This is a genomic window from Fulvivirga maritima (assembly GCF_021389955.1).
GTDB lineage: Bacteria > Bacteroidota > Bacteroidia > Cytophagales > Cyclobacteriaceae > Fulvivirga > Fulvivirga maritima.
Genome location: NZ_CP089980.1, coordinates 4,157,006 through 4,172,269, shown reverse-complemented (window position 1 = coordinate 4,172,269; position 15,264 = coordinate 4,157,006). Strand labels below are relative to the sequence as shown.

Here is a 15,264-nt window from a genome sequence, read left to right as displayed (position 1 = left end):
TGCGATTAGGGCCATCTATTGAATTATTACTAAGAGATAATGAAGAATTTCAATTCCTCTTAGGTGCGATTAGGGCTCATCAAGTGTCTGCTGTTTCTACAACAACATGTATATTTCAATTCCTCTTAGGTGCGATTAGGGCTACCGGAAAAACCTCCGTTGCATATTTCGAAATTCATTTCAATTCCTCTTAGGTGCGATTAGGGCACTCCTTTTCTCTCTTTAGCCTTAATAGATATTCAATTTCAATTCCTCTTAGGTGCGATTAGGGCCTGTACCTGTTAGAAACAATGAAGTGGTATGTTGATTTCAATTCCTCTTAGGTGCGATTAGGGCAAACCAAAACTCAATATATGTAGCTGACCCTGATGAATTTCAATTCCTCTTAGGTGCGATTAGGGCTGCTTCACCTTGTGTTTTTGTTATTCTCTCTAGTAATTTCAATTCCTCTTAGGTGCGATTAGGGCACATGGATACACCAGGCGGCACGGTGGATGGCACTCATTTCAATTCCTCTTAGGTGCGATTAGGGCAAGAAAAACCAAAGCAAAAAAAAAGAAGGTCAAAATATTTCAATTCCTCTTAGGTGCGATTAGGGCAAATGTGGCACTGAGCGATTGTTGTAATTGGTTATTTCAATTCCTCTTAGGTGCGATTAGGGCCCAGGAGACACGTAAAAGGAAATAAGGCTATATCAATTTCAATTCCTCTTAGGTGCGATTAGGGCATTTAGACACTTTAGAAATGACAAATTTCATAGACATTTCAATTCCTCTTAGGTGCGATTAGGGCAGATAATTACTGAAGTAGTAGGATATTAAAAAGTAAATTTCAATTCCTCTTAGGTGCGATTAGGGCGCTGGCATGTTCTGCTACACCATCCCCAAACGATCACAATTTCAATTCCTCTTAGGTGCGATTAGGGCTTAGCCTTATCTTTCTTAATAGTAGCTATAATTAGCATTTCAATTCCTCTTAGGTGCGATTAGGGCTCATACCCCTAATGCTGTTAATAGTGTATTCCAAGATTTCAATTCCTCTTAGGTGCGATTAGGGCTCCAACTTTCTGCCGTGTACCTGGTATGCATTCCACTGATTTCAATTCCTCTTAGGTGCGATTAGGGCGTCTGTTTGTTCTGTTCAATGCGCAACAGAATACGCCAATTTCAATTCCTCTTAGGTGCGATTAGGGCTCCTCCGTAAGTAATAACTACGCTGCTGCCATACAATTTCAATTCCTCTTAGGTGCGATTAGGGCATGAGAAAAAAGAAAGATATGAGGCCGGAAAAGAGAAATTTCAATTCCTCTTAGGTGCGATTAGGGCTTCTTCCCAGTCCTCTATCACTTCTTCCCAATCTTCATTTCAATTCCTCTTAGGTGCGATTAGGGCCTTTAGAAATATTCAACACTGCACCGGAGGAACAAATTTCAATTCCTCTTAGGTGCGATTAGGGCTTTATTTAGATGTGTTTATAAATGTCAGCTCTGTTAATTTCAATTCCTCTTAGGTGCGATTAGGGCAACTCCTTAACGCTACGAAAATTGGTGATATAATATTTCAATTCCTCTTAGGTGCGATTAGGGCTTGGATTTTAAAAAATGAACAATAAAAATAATATGCTATTTCAATTCCTCTTAGGTGCGATTAGGGCATTATCCCGTATAAAGGGGTGGCGACCTTCCAAATATTTCAATTCCTCTTAGGTGCGATTAGGGCTTACCCTTTACAGGGAAGTAGTACCACTTTGAGCCAATTTCAATTCCTCTTAGGTGCGATTAGGGCTCTATTCTGAAGCTGAAGACAATACATATTTTTATAATTTCAATTCCTCTTAGGTGCGATTAGGGCTTATTTACCTTGCTGGAAGGCAGGAGGGTTAAGAGAATTTCAATTCCTCTTAGGTGCGATTAGGGCCCCGCCAGTTTTAATATAAAAAACAGGCTAAATGGCGTTTAAAACAACATTTCAAATAACTTTTTTTACAAAAATGTCGTCGACCCCCGATAGTATAATTTACCCTGGAGATCGACGACACTGTAAATAACTAAAAATCAAACAATTACAAAACAAAACACTAAAACATTCAATCACTCCACTCCATCATCATGAGACCGACGACTATAAGAAGTTATCAATCTTATTTTTTTCATCTCCCACCACCTCTTTTTCCAGCCATCTTTCATCTTTACTTTTAAAAATTATCAGGCTATCATCACCCCTCATAATTTCTTTGGCCTCTATTTTTAATGATTTCAGCTGAACTCCTGTAAGCTCGCCTTCAAATACAGAATTTTGGATCCAATGCAAATAGCGTCGGCACAGTTTCAACATCTTCGCTACTCGCTTTTGGTTCATATCATATACTAAAATAACATACATAATTTTACCACCAGGCCTTAAAAGGTTGATACTCCTTCGCTCCAATTAAATGATTACAAAGCTTGTAGCATTCTAGTTTAATAAGATGCTTATAACTTACATGCCTCCCCAAACTGCGGTGTTTTATGGTCTGGTTAAGCCGGTCTTCCCAGGCTTTTAAGAAAACCTTCTTGCCTTTTTCCTTCAGGGTAATTCTACCCGTACCATCATGAAAATCATCAGCCTTGAGCTGCTGTTTATTCAAAAGTGAGAAAATGACCCTATCGACTAACAATGGCTTAAATATTTCTGCAATATCTAAGGCTAAACTAAACCTACGAGCCCCTGGTTCATGTAAAAAGCTGATGGTAGGGTTTAACTGCGTATGATAAATCTGATCAAGACAAATGGTGTAGCAAATCATATTGCCAAAACTGATCAGACTATTGACTTCATTTTTTGGAGGTTGCTTACTCCTGCCCTCCATTTTCAAATCTTTCAAAATCTCATCAATACCAATATAGTAGCACTGTCTGATATTCCCTTCAATACCCATTAACTGATCTATCGCCTGACTTTGATCAATATCTGAGATCCACTGCTCTATAGTATCAATAGCCGGAGTAGTATTTTTACCTCTATTCTTATAATACTTCAAATTACGAAGCATATTATGCGCAGCTCCTTTGATTAGCGGCCTGGCTATTTCGAGACGGTTTTTATCAGATAAGTAATGCCGGGTTTGCTCAACCTGTAACTTGCCTGCCTGCAAATATTCTTTGGCATAAAAGCTACCTGTATAATGCTCATAGTAATCGAAAAAATGGACGTTTATTCTGCTCTTCCCTAAAAAGTTATACAATGCGGAATTAGCATCTAAACTGCCATATAGGTATAGATCCGAAACATTTTCTACAGGAATATATTTAGGCATTAACTCTTTCCCGTCATCATCTACCGGAGTAAACTTCAGCGTATTATCTTTTCTACTGAGTCTGCCGGGATTAAAAAGATAGTATGTCTTTTTCATCTATTTTAAAATTAATACTCATTACTCTACCCAGCACAGATCATAATAACTACACTTTTTACAAAAGGACTTATTTATCTTCTCAGGAACCTTCTCCTGACGGGTAATTTGTTCTATTTCCTGCTCTACTTCTTCTAAATAATGGGCATCATCATCAGAAAGAAACACTTCCATAGTCTTCTTTAAGGTAGGGTATTCCAGAATAGCTGTAGCCTCTGGCACTCCTGCTCTACGTAATAATAACAGGTAATATTTCACCTGCCACTGATGAGCAGTCTCCATTTTTCGGCTCTTTTTTATTTCATGAACCACCTTATTCTTCTCATCATAAAAGTCAATTTTAGCTACACCCAAATCCAGTTCTGTATATTTTGAAGATCTTTGCGGATAGCTACTCTCATGAATAAGCTTTGCCTCTTCCACCACTTCAGAAGTATGCTCCATCTGTATTCCTCTACTAAAAAGCCATAATTTACGATGGCAAATATGATAGTAGTTGATATGCGTAGCCGTAATTATCATTTAGATATAGTTTACACGGTCACCATACCAAAACCCATACTCCCTTTCTCTCCCAAGCCAGTGCTCCATATCAGCTCTTGCACCTCTGTACTGGCGCTAACATTACAACTAAAAAGCCAGCCTCTTATTTTTATATTTTTACCATCGATTTGTTTAACAGATATGAGTTTAGATCTATGATTCCCCTTTATTATTTCGATGTTAATGTCTGGCTCCTGCGAACTGGAGTCACCTACCAAACTCAAAACTTCGGCTGCCTTCTTATGCCTCAGTTTGAGGTTATTCATTAACTTCTCTTTAAAGGCTTTATCTTGAGGTGCTAAGAATTGGGTGTATCTTTCACCGTCATGGGCAGGACGAGTAACACAACATGGAGAAATGAGCTTATAAGTCATTGTGCCCATCATTAAAGGTGGTGGCACAACTCTAATTTCACTTACTTTTAATGCTAGCTGATAACCCGAACTTGAGATATTCAAAGTGTCATTTGCCTTATTAATGCCATTTATAAAGTGCTCAGCTGCCTCTGGTAACAGGAAGCCTATTTCTATAGAAGCATGATTACCCAAAAGCTCAAATAGGCCTTTCTCTTTATGTAAGTAATAAGGACGAATATCTAGAGCACTGAAATTGAAAAATTTATAGAATTTGTTCCGTTCTCCATACCCCTTATCATGAAGAAATTCAGCGTATTTTGAGTTGCCTGCAGCTATTGATTTATAAATCCAGCTACTTATATAATATTGGTAATTAACAGGCAAAAAAAGGCTCGCCTTCACCCAAACTAAACGTTATTTGAAGTCTCATTATCGATAATATTTAATGGTAATAAATGTGTTGATGTAGCCTTTATATAAACCTGTCTTCAGATTTAATATCTACAATGTGAAGTCGCTTTCTATCAAAAGTTACAGCAAGTAATTTCACTAGCTTAGCCAGTTCTATTTGAGTGCATTCTGTGCCTCCGCGCCTAAGCTTATCATAAACTCCTTTAGCGGCTCTTTCAAAGGATCTTTTGAGATCAAAAACCTCTTTATAACTAAGAAAATTATTCTCATGCATTCCTTGATTAGGAACAGTGCTCACCTCATACTGCAAATCTTTATCCCTCTCTTTAAGGTTACTTACCGTATAACGGATTATTTTATAAGGCTCTTCCTGAAGTACTTCTATGTCATCAATTATTTTATGCTGAAGTATCCAGTCTAAGGAATATTCCAATTCCTTTTGCTGCACCCGATCATGGATTTTAACCACCATGCCACCTTCTCTAAAGGTGAGGTAAGTGCTAATATAATTTCTCCACCAGCTGACCCATTGCCACGCTCGGGGAGCCCTCTGTTCTAATTTCTCATATAACTTCTGAGACTTCCATCCTTTTTCATTACTAGGAACCGACGAGAGCTTAAGCGACTCCTTCACCAAACTGTTTATCTTTCGATCGATTGATTCAAACAGGTTATACCTTGCTTTAGATATATCATCATAGTTATCCAACTCATTTTTCTTTCTGGTCATGTATTTATAAATATCATAATCCTGATATCTGATAATGCTGTTTTTAATACACCATAAATATTCGCCCAGATAAAGCGGAACCCTTTCAGTATAAAACTTTCTGCCCTGGAGTTCATCTTTCATTACTGCAAGAAAATCATAGTAAGACCATTCCTTAGATTCACTTAGTTTTTCTTGCAAGCGGTAATACTTTCTATCTGTACACATGACCACCTTACCCTCTACATCACCTCTCGAAACCCTGCCAAAACGCTGAACAAAATTCTGGAAATACTTCCCTGGCTGCATTATACAGTAGGTCACATCATAATTTACCCCTACCTCGGCCTTGTTGGTAGCCAATATGAGATTAGCCCCTTTGATATATTCCTGCTCCGGCTCACCCTCAGCCACATAACCCGTGCTTTGATATATTTCATACTCTGGTAACTCACCTTTCAGATAATCCGCCAATTCCTGAACATGCCGAAGCTGATCTAAAATCAATAATACCCGCTGCCCTTTCAGCACTTCTTTTAGTTCGGGCAGCTTCTCCTCTATTAACCGAGTCATATCATCAGAATCAACAAACTCCACCTCTAGCTCTCCGTGTATAGGCCTGGATTCATTTGGGTCTGACACTATCTCTTCTATAATTTCTTCAAATGCATAGCCATTTTCTTGGAGCAATTGCTTTAAACCTTCTTCTGGCGTGGCTGAAACAAAAAGAAAACGAATGCTACTTCCTGTAGACTTGGCAGGATCGAAATGAGGTAAAAACATTTCTCTAATTTTCACCATAGTGAGAATATTGGCTATCTGTGCTTCGTCATACAGATGGTATTCATCAAAAACTATGTAACTCAATAAACTCATAAACTGAGAAAAGCGAGTAGATCCTGTCTGGCTAGTTCTAGATAACTGATGATAGCCTCCATGCATGGCAAAATTGATAATATCCGGATTGGTAATGATCAGATCACTATCTTCCACTATTTCAAGTGCTTTCTTCCATCTTTCATGGCCTTTCACACCTTCTTTAGACAATTCCGAACCTGTAAGCTGCCGGGTTTTTATTTGCGGATAGGTCTTCGTGAAACTAGCGGTAAGCTCCCTGATTAGCGCATTGGTGGGCAAAACAATCAACCCTCTTACTCTGGCACTACCTCCTATACCCTGCTTAGCCTTTTTAGCATTAAGAACAGGGAACGGAAAGGCATAACTCTTGCCTGTGCCAGTAGGTGCGGTTATGATTGTAAATTCAGGAAGTTTACCGAAATCAAGTTTTATGCGCTTCTGCACTTCATGCAAAGCACATTGATTACCGTTAATCATTTCTACCTCATCTGTTTGCTTTACATACTGAGGTTTAATATTTATTTTAAAGCTATCCATTATTAAATACTGGCTTAAAAATTTCCAGAACGTCTTCCTTATTCATTTGCTTGATCAGGTTGTAATTCTCTAGCAAGAAGGAGAAGTTCACCTTATCCTTCTCCAGCATGAGCGCTGTAGCAATATTGAGATTGTTAAAAACGGTTTTAAGCGAAAATGCATTTAACCAAAAATCCTGCGTTCTACTTTCCTCCGCTTTCTCTATTACTACCATAGTTTCTAAAGCTCTGCCCATACGTATAACCGGAGGCAACGCTATGGGCTTTTCAGAAAGTACCAGAGCCTCAAACTCTGACCCCAACCGAATGCCCTGCACTTGTCTGAAGTTCTTAAATGGCGACTTTCCTGAATTTTCAATAGCCTTTACATCAATGTAGCCATCTACATTAAAAAGTGTATTTTGAATATAGGCTTCTGTTTTATCATGATGAGAAACAGGTCTCGCCACGGTACAATAGAAGCCAAAATCAGCTATTTCTGCATACTCTGGCTTTTTCCTATGCGTATAATCTCTTTGCCCCAAAGCATTTCTTATAGCATAGTTAAGCGCTAAATCTCCCAGAAAATCACCGGTTACGGCTGCTGAGGTACTTCCTCCTGATACTTCAGTAAAATAGAAGAGATGACTCATCAGAGATAACCTTATTACCTGAGCTTCCATTACTTACCTCCTTTGGCCTTCACTATGTGAATATCTTTAAGGTATTGTTCACAGTCAGCATGTGCTTTGGCGTAGAGCGCATTCATACCTTCTTTATCTTGCCACAGCTCATTAACCAAAGAGACGAGCTTCTCTCCTTTCACATAACCTTGCTCCCCATAAGCTTTAGTCATGGCCGCATCTATGCTGGCTGAAGTGGTTTCATAGTTAACATCATCATTATTCCAATTTTTAGAGATGCTATAGCTGTTAACGGGTTGTTCAAAATCCGCAAAGCCAATACCTAGGATATGATTTTTAACATTAGCGGTACTGGTAGTAGTGCTTTGAGCAAAGTAGCGGGTCTCGTTCATCACGCATAACAAAAGGTGCACAAAAAGCTCTGGCGTTATATTTTCCAGGGTAATAAAATGAGGCAGGTAGGTGCCTGGCTTCACATATTGTACCTGAAAGAGAGATTGCCTTAACTTGCCTTCCTCCTCATTCCACATAGTGCCGCCTTCACTTAGGGCATTATGCTGCAGCGTAGCGGTAATCTGATTAATATCTCTCAGTGAATAGGCCCAATCATATATCACCCGGCTGGTTAATGCTACGGAGTCTCCACTTTCTGTAACGCTATCTCCAAAAAGCACAGAATTTGGGTTAGCCAATTGTTGACTTTTCTTAATTACATTATACCTTAGCTCTTTGTCTACTACCCCAAATTCACGACATAACTTTAAGCCCAACAGTTTTTCTCTGCTTTTCAGCTTTCGCGCTGGCACTTCCACTACATCCCGCATTTCAGAAAGTTTAAAGGTGATAGTCTCATCAGGATAGTTGCTACGGATGATGGCATTACCAATCACCTCTCTTAATACAGCGATCTTGATAGAGCCCAGTGCATTATCCTTAAGGCTGGTAGTAAAAAATTTTTCAGGTATTAAATCATATATGGTCTTCATAGTATTAGTTTTTAAGGTTTGAAATTAGATCCATGTACTCATGTACATATTTTTGACTGTTTTTAGACAAAAGAGATTTCACGTTTTCTTCATTTACCTCCTGATCCTTATCTACCAGTTGTTGATATACTTTTCGAGCTGTATTTTCTCTCATGAAACTTAATGAATGCTCTTTGAATAAAAAGGCGAACTGGTAGATCCAGTCTTTTTCTACATTGACAGGAGGAATACTTCCTTTCCAATCATTAATAAAAAGATCATCATAAACTGCAGTAGCGAAGTCTTTGATGACTTCCATATTATCATGCTTTTGCAGTCTTAATTTGCGATAAATCTCGCCGCATATTTTTTGTATGATATCCTCTCTGGTACTGCCTTGTTTGTGATATTTCCGCAAATACTCCATGGCGGTGCGAATCATCCAGGTTTCTTCTGCACCACTTCTGAAACCAACATCAATCTTTATTGCCAGTTTCACTAGCTGTTCTGTTACTGTCATTCCTTTAAATTTTTGTGGATATTTTTTATAGAATTTTTGAAGTGAGTCAAATATTTTATTCTGATCCTCATCCCCTAAGAGGTAGTAGAGTTTAAAGTAAGCACTCCTGCTCTGAGCTATTTTCAACAGGTTGCTTTCTATCCTGTCTTTACCAAAGCGCAACACCAAATACATTTCATCTAGCACTTCTTCTACATGAATAAGGCGTATGCTATCCCACTGTAAAAGTTTTAGAAAACGAGGAGCATTATCAAAATGAAAAACGGCCCTATGGGGAGTGTAAGGAGTCATAATACCTGATATGTAGGTACGCAACCCCATATGCTGCACTAGCCGCAGACACTTTCTTACAAGAAAAAAGGTAGGTTCTACCTTGGGGGCTAATTTTATAAAGTCAAGATTATATAGGTTATAATGGAATTTAGCATTCTTATCAAACTGAATAACGCCATCTTCCAAAACACTTAATTCATCTTTAGCCTTCACACAGCTAGTCACTATATCACGATCAATATCTAAGCGAGCTTCGAAAAAATCATGATAAATCATAAGGTTAGCATCTCCTGTGGAGAACATGGAGGCTCTGAGCTTATTTTCCTCAGCAAAAAGCGATGAAATGTGACTTGCTTTATTGCTCAGTGAAGTAACGGTACGATTACTAAACCCTCTGGCTTTCATACCAAAAGCAACCACTGCTTTATAAGGAACCGTACCCTCCGATCCGGTAAATGCGCACATTTCCTTTTTAATAGGCACTTCCGGAGAATAATCATTTAAAAACTGAAGGTTTACATGCCCGGGACATTCAAAGTATTTTAGAAAAATCTGCTGCTTTACGGAGTCTTTCTTTTCCTGAGATTCAAAATGATTAATTATGCTATTCTGAAGCTCTTCCAAATACTCATCAACATCATCCTGCTCCCGAATGGCTAACCATGTTTTTATAAAATTGAGATAGGTTTTATACAGAGCATTGGTACTGTTTACCTTATCAGATATGAATTGAAGTAAGGCTGGTATGGTGCTTACCTCCTCTCCGGTGTCTTTTAGCACTATGATTTTGGGCAATTTTCTTTGCTCCTCTGTCCACTTTTTAAAATCTTTATTCCACTCTGAATTTTCTTTTGTATTTAGCCACTGTATTTTATGAAGGTTATAAACTTTCATAAAAAGCTCATCCTCACCATCATCAAAAGTCTCAAAGTAATTAATTAACAAACGGCCATTGTCATCCTTACATTCTAGCGGCAATCCATAAGCCGCCACCAGCTGCTTGCTAAAGGTTACAAATGCATCAAAATCTTCAATTTTAGCAGGTGTATTAGGAGATAAAGCCAGAAAACGGTTCTTCATCACATCAGTCACTTCATCCAATACTTCATAAGTAAACGGTGCGGAGCCGATGAAGCCGAAAGTGCATCTTTGCGCATCAACATTAGTGAGCTCTACAAACTTGATATCCTCCACGCTACCCTGCTCATATTCCTTTTCTATGGCCGCATACTCCGCTTCTGTTACGGGTTCGCCCCAAAACACGAAACCCTCTCGAAGTGCCAAAATCACCTTTTTACCATTTTTGAGCAGCACCTTTCTGGCAACCTGCAAAAGGTTCTGACTTAATAGAGTATAAGGGTTATGTCTCACCTTAATAAAGGAAACAGACATAGGCACTATAGCCTGAATGCCTCGAAGCTTGCGACTAATACTATCATGTAGCCTTTCTATACTCTCAAGATTTTCATTTTGTATAGAAGCAATGCCATCAGCCAAATGTGCGAGCTTCCTTTGCACACCAGCTATTTCATCTCTATTAAGCGTTATAGGATAATCTTCTGATGCCACCCAGCTACCATCTTCAGCTGCAAGAGCCAGATAGTATACATTATTTTTATGCTGATCAAAAGAAGGCAAAAATTCATACACTGCTAATTCAGCCACATGCTCATCTAGCTGAGAAACCCCTACTTCAAGGTCTGACCGATCAGAAGTCTGCTGTGCATGTAAGAGCTTATTAGAGTCATGAAAAGTAAAGCCTAAAATGAACACCCTCAGATAAAGGTCAGCCTCAGTATCTGTGTCATAACCGCGCTCCTGCATATACTTTTCATAAAGAAAAAGCGCAGGAATAAGACCGGTAAGAATGTGTACATGGTAAGGCATATCATAATAATCTGCCCACTGTTTACCTTTTACTATAAACAACCCTTTGGCTGAAGTGGTAGTGTGTCGACCGATTAACTTAGCCAGTACGGTATCAAAATATTCGCGCACTACATTTTGAAAAAGCTCGGTTTCAAAATAGTTTTCTATTAATTGATATTTCATTTTTTAACCTTTTAGTAAAGCATCATGTATAGAATAAATTACCTGCTCATAAACTCATCAATCAGGTATCGGCCATAGGCCTCAGATGATTTCCGCACAGAGTCTTCATAAAACATGCAGTAACAAGCTGCGGCAAATGCATAGATGGATAAGATTGAAAGCAATAGTATATCTGCATGCCACCAGGCATACGCTAATGCCGGCAGACTTAGAATTATGGCCAGCCAGGCAGATGGAATGAGATTTCTTAAAAAACCATATCGGATTAGAGCCGAACGAATGACCACTGATTTCACCACATTTTTAAGCTGATAAGATGCCTGATTTAATTTTTGAACTGCCAGGGCCTCATTCTCCTGCTCTTCTAATTTGGTAGGTATTTCAATATCAAAATACCGGATAAGCTTGTCTCTATACTTTATCTTCTGATCTTCAGAATATTTAGAAGTGGTACCATAGAGCATCATATAAGCAGTAGGAAAGCCTTTTTGCCCCTCAGCAAAAAAGATTTTCTTTTCCCACTTTTTACCTAATGTGGCTAGCCAGGCACTGAGCCCCCAGGCAAGCGCCACACAAATGAACAAGCCTATGACATACAGCGTTGGAGTTCCGTCATTATCTTTCAGAGCGGAGAAATAAATCCATATCATCAAAGGAATAAGACCTAATAAAGCAGGTAAAAACCGTGCTCCCAACATGTATTTATCTAGCCATTCATTTGATTCTTTAGGATTAAAGTCAGTTAGTAATTTATTACTCAGTTTAACCTCAAATGGATCTGAAGAAGCATAAAGGTTATGCTTGCTCAGAAAATCCTTCATGTCATCATAACCAGCTGATTTGGCTATGGCATCTATGTTTTCAATTCGGAAAGATTTAGTAGCTTGAGGATCTAGTTTTTCAGCATTCCTACATTCATAGAAAGTATTTTTTAAATATTTCTCCTTTACATTTTCAATCTTTCCGTCTATTACTAATTTATGGAGACCTCCTCCAGTAAATTTATATCCATGCTTAATAGCCAGCTCTTCCAATAACTTAAGACAGACTTGGACAGGATAACTTTGATCAGCCATATTATCTTCATTTCATTAATTATGAAGGCAATATGAGTATTCGGTAAGGCGGGAAAAATTCTGTTTTGTGAAAGGCAGGAATTACTTTGTGAAAGCGCGTTTTTAAGATACTATGTTAAATATCTCTTTTATCAGAGGTCGATAAGTCTTTCCTATATCTACCTTATGGCCATTTTTTAGCACTAATTGATTTCCCTGAATGTAGTTTACGCAGTCAGTATTAATGACATAAGATTTATGTACCTTGACAAATTTCTCGGGTGAGGAAGCAGCCTTTATGACATTCTCATAAATGGTCTTCATGTTTTTGGGTATCGATGAAATTGTCTCTTCCAGACAATGTATGGTACAATAAGAACCATCAGCTTCCAGATAAATAATATCATTAAGTGATAATTTTTTGAACCTCCCCTCCTTCTCATGAATAAAAAGATCATTAGTGTTTTCCATCACTTTTTTAGTAGAAACAGTGCTATTTTCTACTATGGAAAGCGCTTTATCAAGGCTTTTTATAATAAGAGCATCATCAAAGGGTTTCATCAAAAAGTTGACTACTTCCAGATAAGAAACCCGCCTCATCACTTCAGGATCAGCATAATCAGTAAGAAATACAATAGGCACTCTGGTTTTTTGCTGTAGAATATTGGCCGTGCTGATTCCGTCTAAGTCACCGGCTAATTTGATGTCCATAAAAACCACATTTGGAGAGTCATTATCAAAATTCCTAATAGCCTCTTCTCCGGAATCATAAGTGAGTATATCGTAATCGCCAAACTGCTTTATGCTTTTAGATAAGTTAAAAGCTATCAATGGATTATCTTCAACTATCATTATTTTCATCATCACCTAGCCAACTATTTTAAAGTATTCTTAATGCAAAAAATCACCTTCTAAGGCGCAAAAGCTATATATAAAGATATAATTATTAAATTAATATTGCATATCAAGCAACACTTCTCATGTATAGGCAACGCCAATTTTGTACATTTAAAAACCAAACAAGAGGCATTTTAATGGTCTTGCTCCTCTTTATTTTTTGTATTAGTGAGACGCAGGGAAATGATTTAATTCCAACAGAAAAACCTACCCTTGATAACACTTTATCTAACGACAGCTTAAAAAAACTAGGAATTGCTTTATTACTTGAAAAGAAATATACTCTTGCTGATTCCGCTTTTCTTTCCTGTATAAATGCCTCTAAGAGAGAACACGACCCCATAAATCAGGGGAAATGCATTAGTAATCTGGCTAGTTCTCTTCTTAATCAGCAGCGATATGGTGAAGCACTGCCCCTTTATTTACAGGCTATTGATATTTACCAAAAACATAACCAGGATACACTATATGCTCAGACGTTAATTAATATAGCATTGGCCTATAAAAAAATTGATTTGTATGACTCCGCCATGGTAAACCTTCACAAAGGCATTAAAATATTAGAGCGGCTCAAATCAAAACCTGATCTTATGAATGGCTATAACATTTTAGCCACTACACTTAGAAATTCAGGCAGCAATTCGCCTTTGGCCTATTTTCAAAAATCACTGACCATAGCTCATGAACTCGATGACAAGCAACATGTAGCCAAAGTATATAACAACATTGGCAATTATTATCACGACGAGGAAGCATCTGATAGTGCCATTTTCTATTACAAAAAGAGTCTGGCATTAAAACCTAAAGGCTCCAGACAGGCTACCACATTGCTCAATCTTGGGTTAAGTTATATGGCCTTACAAAAGTATGACTCCGCAAGACACTATCTAAACTTATCTTATAGTTTACGAAACACAAATGGTTCAAGCGTATCAATTTTCAAATATTACATTGAACTAATCAGGCTCAATACATTATCGGGAGATAACGATAGCACTGATTTCTATATCTCTCAAGCAGACTCCATACTAAGTAGCGTATCTGTACCTCTTAACTTAGTTTATGATTTTAATGATGTAAAATACAAGGCTTTTTCTGCTCAGGGTCAATCACAGAAAGCATTAGAACTGGCAGAATTACTTATAGCACTAAAAGATTCACTGATTTCCGAACAAAAGCAGCAGCTTATAAGCAGATATGAAGTTGCTTTTAGTGTAAACGAATGGAAAAAGGCTTTTGAATTAGAAGCACTGCAACGGAAACAAGATAAAACCACTTACCGATGGATTGCCACCTTCATACTCATTACTTTATTCTGCATGCTACTCTATGCCTGGTTTCGTTCCAGAGAAGCTAAAAAAGCCAAAATTCAGTTTAAAGAGCTTAACCATAGAACCAATAATTTACTTTCCATTTTCAGTAGCCTCATCATTTTACAAGAAATGAAATTAACCACTACTGCTGAGCTAAATGCTTTCAAAAAGATCAAAAGTCAGGTAGATATACTTAATTCTGTATATAGATTACTCGCAAATCCTACTCAATCTAACAGTAAATGGATCGCTTTTGATAATTATATATTACATATCTGCGAAAGCTTATGCCTGGCTGTAGGACTAAAAGTGGACGACTATACCATAATCAATAATATGCAGCAAGTTAACATTCATGAAAAACAATGTAATCCGTTAGCACTCATAGTAAATGAGGTAATTACTAATGCTATTAAATATGGAAAGAATGACCAAGGACACCTGACACTAGAATTTATGCTATCTGAAATCAATAATGAAATAACATTGGAGATAAAAGACCAAGGCAATGGTTTTAGCAATGACACTGAACGCAAAGGAGAAGGTAGTGAGATCATAAAACTGCTTGGAAAGCAACTTCGTGCTGATTACAGTTATGGCGAAAATGGCTCCTCTGACTTTAAAATAAAATTCATAAAAAAAGGGCTATCTCAAGAGTAGTAACTTAGTTAATGATTGTGACTTAAAATCTCTTCCTATTGAGAATAATAAAGATTTCGAGAGACCTCAATCGGACATACAAGTTGCTTTTAGATAGCCCTTT

The 15,264-nt window shown here is 37.8% G+C and carries 11 protein-coding genes and 1 CRISPR repeat array (1 of these 12 running past the window's edge); of the genes, 1 reads left to right on the top strand and 10 read right to left on the bottom strand.

All coding sequences use genetic code 11. The features are described from left to right. Positions 1 to 1,916: a CRISPR direct-repeat array (repeat unit 30 nt; unit sequence ATTTCAATTCCTCTTAGGTGCGATTAGGGC); it reaches 678 nt to the left of the window's first position. 204 nt (positions 1,917 to 2,120) lie between these two features. The 10 genes from cas2 to LVD15_RS17690 form a co-directional block, all read right to left on the bottom strand. Next, entirely contained in the window at positions 2,121 to 2,381 is a 261-nt protein-coding gene (gene cas2 / locus LVD15_RS17735) for a CRISPR-associated endonuclease Cas2 (RefSeq protein ID WP_233776555.1), read from the bottom strand. Positions 2,382 to 2,385: 4 nt separating this feature from the next. Beyond that, positions 2,386 to 3,390: a type I-B CRISPR-associated endonuclease Cas1b gene (cas1b, locus tag LVD15_RS17730; protein ID WP_233776554.1), complete on the bottom strand. Its 1,005-nt coding sequence runs from the start codon at positions 3,388 to 3,390 to the stop codon at positions 2,386 to 2,388. Between the two features lie 21 nt (positions 3,391 to 3,411). Next, positions 3,412 to 3,912: a CRISPR-associated protein Cas4 gene (cas4, locus tag LVD15_RS17725; protein ID WP_233776553.1), complete on the bottom strand. Its 501-nt coding sequence runs from the start codon at positions 3,910 to 3,912 to the stop codon at positions 3,412 to 3,414. An 11-nt stretch (positions 3,913 to 3,923) separates the two neighbouring features. Beyond that, positions 3,924 to 4,691 carry a CRISPR-associated endoribonuclease Cas6 gene (gene cas6 / locus LVD15_RS17720; RefSeq protein ID WP_233776552.1) on the bottom strand — a complete coding sequence of 256 codons (768 nt, stop codon included), beginning with the start codon at positions 4,689 to 4,691 and terminating at the stop codon, positions 3,924 to 3,926. 70 nt (positions 4,692 to 4,761) lie between these two features. Then, positions 4,762 to 6,804 carry a type I-D CRISPR-associated helicase Cas3' gene (gene cas3, locus LVD15_RS17715; protein WP_233776551.1) on the bottom strand — a complete coding sequence of 681 codons (2,043 nt, stop codon included), beginning with the start codon at positions 6,802 to 6,804 and terminating at the stop codon, positions 4,762 to 4,764. Next, a complete protein-coding gene (gene cas5d, locus LVD15_RS17710) occupies positions 6,797 to 7,465 on the bottom strand; it encodes a type I-D CRISPR-associated protein Cas5/Csc1 (protein ID WP_233776550.1) in 669 nt (222 codons plus the stop codon). The genes cas3 and cas5d overlap by 8 nt, the downstream gene beginning before the upstream one ends. Then, positions 7,465 to 8,412 (bottom strand): type I-D CRISPR-associated protein Cas7/Csc2, encoded by a 948-nt coding sequence (cas7d, locus tag LVD15_RS17705; protein ID WP_233776549.1) that lies wholly within the window; start codon positions 8,410 to 8,412, stop codon positions 7,465 to 7,467. Before cas7d ends, cas5d begins: the two co-directional genes overlap by 1 nt. A gap of 4 nt (positions 8,413 to 8,416) precedes the next feature. Further along, complete coding sequence (locus LVD15_RS17700) at positions 8,417 to 11,236, bottom strand: hypothetical protein (RefSeq protein WP_233776548.1); 2,820 nt, start codon at positions 11,234 to 11,236, stop codon at positions 8,417 to 8,419. Positions 11,237 to 11,274: 38 nt separating this feature from the next. Beyond that, positions 11,275 to 12,312, bottom strand: coding sequence for a hypothetical protein (locus LVD15_RS17695; protein WP_233776547.1), 1,038 nt, complete (start codon positions 12,310 to 12,312; stop codon positions 11,275 to 11,277). A 102-nt stretch (positions 12,313 to 12,414) separates the two neighbouring features. After that, the gene (locus LVD15_RS17690) at positions 12,415 to 13,155 is read right to left on the bottom strand and encodes a LytR/AlgR family response regulator transcription factor (protein WP_233776546.1); all 741 of its coding nucleotides are present in this window, start codon (positions 13,153 to 13,155) and stop codon (positions 12,415 to 12,417) included. A 170-nt stretch (positions 13,156 to 13,325) separates the two neighbouring features. Between LVD15_RS17690 and LVD15_RS17685 the strand changes: the two genes are divergently transcribed. After that, positions 13,326 to 15,161: a tetratricopeptide repeat protein gene (locus LVD15_RS17685; protein WP_233776545.1), complete on the top strand. Its 1,836-nt coding sequence runs from the start codon at positions 13,326 to 13,328 to the stop codon at positions 15,159 to 15,161. Positions 15,162 to 15,264 lie beyond the last annotated feature (103 nt).